Source organism: Phaeobacter sp. PT47_59 (genome assembly GCF_028890025.1).
GTDB lineage: Bacteria > Pseudomonadota > Alphaproteobacteria > Rhodobacterales > Rhodobacteraceae > Phycobacter.
In genome coordinates this window covers 1-3,915 of sequence record NZ_JARCJL010000057.1, presented here as the reverse complement: position 1 = coordinate 3,915, position 3,915 = coordinate 1, and the positions used below count along the sequence as shown (strand labels likewise).

The 3,915-nt window shown below is 60.7% G+C and carries 2 protein-coding genes; one reads left to right on the top strand and one right to left on the bottom strand.

The features are described from left to right. On the top strand, positions 1-3,464 hold a 3,464-nt coding region (locus PXK01_RS21790; RefSeq protein WP_274861717.1), incomplete at its 5' end, for a DUF7933 domain-containing protein. Between the two features lie 244 nt (positions 3,465-3,708). Here the strand turns inward: PXK01_RS21790 and PXK01_RS21785 are convergent. Further along, positions 3,709-3,915, bottom strand: a 207-nt coding sequence (locus tag PXK01_RS21785) for a hypothetical protein (RefSeq protein WP_274861716.1), incomplete at its 5' end; no start/stop codon positions are given.

Here is a 3,915-nt window from a genome sequence, read left to right as displayed (position 1 = left end):
ATAACGTCACCCTCACCGGCACCATCAATGCCGAGGCCGAGATCGAGAACCTCACCTCTTCCACCACAAATACCGTCCCGGATGGCGGCACCGACGATCAGGGCAACAAGCTGGCCGGGGTGATGGAAACGCTCACCTATACGGTCACCAACTCTGGGGCAGCGGCTTTGACGCTGGAGACGGCGACTGCTTCGAACCTGGTCAATGTGACGGTCGATGCGATCTCGGCGCCTGGGGACAGCAGCGTGGCGGCCAATGGCGGCACCACGGTGTTTGAGGTGCAGTATACGCCGACGGGTGCCGGGGCGTTTTCATTCGACGTGAGTTTCGTCAATGGCGACAGTGACGAAAGCCCGTTCAGTTTCACGATCGGCGGCAGTGCCGCTGCGGCGCCCACGTTCAACCAGAGCTTTGCGCCCGACACCATCCGCGCCGATGGCACCGCGACCGTCACGTTCACGATCGACAATACCGCAAATGGGCAAGCGGCCACGGGGCTGGCGTTTTCCAACGGGTTGCCCACGGGGCTGACGGTGGCCACCCCCGCCAATGCGGACACAAGCTGCACCGGCGGTACGCTGACGGCCGCAAGCGAGACAGGTACGATCAGCTATTCCGCGGGCGCTGTCGATGCGGGGGCAAGCTGCACGGTGTCGGTCGATGTGAGCGCGGCGGACGACGGCACGTACAGCAACACGACCGGAGATCTGAGCTCCGACCTTGGGAATTCGGGCAGTTCCGCCGCGACCCTGACCGTGGCCTCGCCGGAGATCGACCTGCAACGCCCGGCCTCGACCTCCATCGCCAACGGCGGAAACGATGACCAGGGGAGCCTCAACGCGGGCGAACAGCAAAGCCTGACCTACACGATTGCAAACCAGGGCAACGCGACGCTGACCATATCAGGCACGCCCAGCAGCAGCGCGCTCAACAATGTCAGCGTCGATGCCATCTCGGCGCCGGATGCTGCGGCGATTGCCGCCAATGGGACAACCACCTTCACGGTGCTCTACACGCCGACGTTGGATGGCGCCTTTTCCTTCGACCTGACCGTTGCCAGCGATGACGCCGACGAAGGCAGCTATACGATCACGGTGAGCGGCACCGCCCTCGGTACGGCCGAGTTCAGCTTTGGCTCCTCGGAGAACGGGCCGCTTGAGGATGGAGGAACGGATCGGATTTCCGGCATTGCCGTTGCAGGCGACGACTATGTGATCACCTATATCATTTCCAATCCCGGAACCGGCGAGCTGACCATCAACACGCCGACGATTTCGCAGAATATCTCGAACCAGATTAATGTGGTAATCAACAGTATCACGCTCTCCTCCAATACCGTCGCCAGCGCAGGCGGAACAAGCACATTGGAGATCAGCTATTCCGCGCCGCAAAGCGGCCGTTTCAGTTTTGACCTGATGATCTCCTACGCGCAGCCGGGAAGCCGGGCGACCAGCAAGCGGCAAAACGGCAACGCGGAGGCATCCACGGAGGAAGAGTTCAGCATCACAATTGCCGGCCGGGCCAGCGGCACGCCTGAGATTGACATCTCATCCTCTGAAAGCGGCCCACTTGAAGACGGGGATACGGATACGGTTTCCTCGTCGATCACATCCGGAACCGAGGCGACGATCACCTATACCATCACCAATTCCGGAACGGACACGCTGAAGATCAAGGGCGCACGGCTGCGGCGGGCCATCAGCGGGGCGGAGAATGTCACCGTGAACAGGATGACCTTGGACACGAAGTCCGTGGCGGCATTGGGCGGGACCGCGACACTGACCCTGTCCTATACGGCCACGGCCGGGGGCGCCTTCGGCTTTGACCTGAGCCTTGGCAACACTGATGCGGATGAAAATCCCTTTGACGTCAATGTGCGCGGCGCCGCCCAGGGGGTCGCAAGCAGCCTGCAGCTGATATCCGGCTCTGACCAGAGCGCCGAGATCAATCAGCCCTTTGGTGAACCGCTTGTCGTCACCGCGACAGAGGCGAATGGCGCTGGTGTTGCCGGTGTGGCCGTCACCTTCACGGCGCCTGCCAGTGGCGCATCGCTGATCTTTGCTGCCACGGGCACCAATACCGAAACCGTCATCACAGGCGCGGATGGGACGGCCACAAGCTCGGACCTGACGGCAAACGGCATCGCATCGACCTACCAGGGCACCCCCACTCTGGCGCCCTATCCGGTGACCGCCAGCGCCCGCCGCCTGAGAAGCGTTTCCTTTACGATGACCAACGCCAGGAACGACACAGCAGACATCCGCCGCACCCAGGAGGTCATTGCCGCCTTTGTGACCAACCGGGCGAATACGATCGTATCAAACCAGCCGGATCTGCTGTCGCGGCTGGCCGGTGGTGCCCAATCCCGGCAGCGCGCCGGAAACGGGTTGAGCTTTAGCGCAACGCCAAATGGCCATTCCGGCAGCTTCAGCTTCAGCTATCGCGCCTTTGCCGAACAGACCGCGCAACGAAACGACGGAACCAAATGGCGCTCCTCCCTCAGCTCCGCTGCCGACCAATCAGCGGTAGGGAACACAGAGGGAGACACCGCGGCCGAGGACGGCGGTGTTCGCCGCATGGCCTTCCTGCCCCGACAGGGACGTGGTGTGCAGGAGGTCGGCAACGCGCAGGTTGACCGCGCCGCAACCGAGGACAGCCGTGCTGCCCTTGCTGTCGGCCAGGCGGCACAGACCGGCTGGGATTTCTGGGCCCAAGGCACCTATGCGGTCAACGACAACCTCAACGCCCAGAGCAAATCCGGGCTGTTCTTTGCAGGCGTGGATTACCGCGGATCCGACCGCGCGGTGTTTGGCATCATGGGACAGTTGGATATCACCGACGAAGAGAACCGCACCGCCAATACCTCGGCCAAGGGTGTGGGCTGGATGGTCGGCCCCTATGCGGTCATTCGCCTAGACCGAAATCTCTACCTGGATGCATCCGCCACCTATGGGCGGTCCAAGAACAAGGTGAATGCGCTGGGTCTGTTCGAAGATGATTTCGACACCCGGCGCTATCTTGTGCAGGCCGGTCTGACCGGCGATTTCAAGGTCAACGCGACCCTGACCGTCAGCCCCTTTGCCCGCTTCACCTATTTCAACGAGAAACAGAAAAGCTATACCGACTCGCTCGGCCGCAGGATTCCCGCGCAGGAGTTCGACCTGGGACGGCTGGAGTTCGGTCCAAAGCTGTCCTGGGAGATCAACCGCGGCACCCACATGCAATTCTCTCCCTATGTGTCGTTCTCCGGGATCTATGATTTCAACAAGCTTCTGGACAGCACGCCGACAGACGCCACGCTGGCCTCTGCGGAGTCGGATTTCAGAGGACGGCTGGAGGCCGGTGCGACATGGTTTCTGCCGAACCGGGGTGTCAAGGTCGCGATAGACGGGTTCTATGACGGCATTGGCGCCACGGGGTTTGACTCCTACGGAGCCTCGGTGAACATCCAGATCCCCTTTTAGGCCTGCAGCCATATCCGGCGGGCAGAGGAGACCCGCCAAAGGCAAGGCACATGAAAGGCAATGCGACCCGACAGTGATCTATGGTCAAGCGGAGGGGATGGTGGGTGATGAGAGACTCGAACTCCCGGATCATCGTTAAATATCAACAACTTACACACGTATTTGTAACCATGTTACCGACCTCAAAATGGACCATATGACGTAGCGTTACCCACTTTCCTCGAAGACATTTGACTAAATGGGGTTAGCTCAGGCGGTCAAAAGTGGCCTTGAACGTGGCCACCTGACCAATGAGTATATCGCGTTGAGGTAAAATTAACTTTGCTAGCGGCCCCTCTGGGCTAGGAGTTCTTACGCCGAGGTTCTCCGTTACAAACCGACATTCCCCAAGTGGCGTGCCAGGTGATGTCAAGATCGCCTGATTTTGCCAATTGAACAAGCTTTTTTCGCC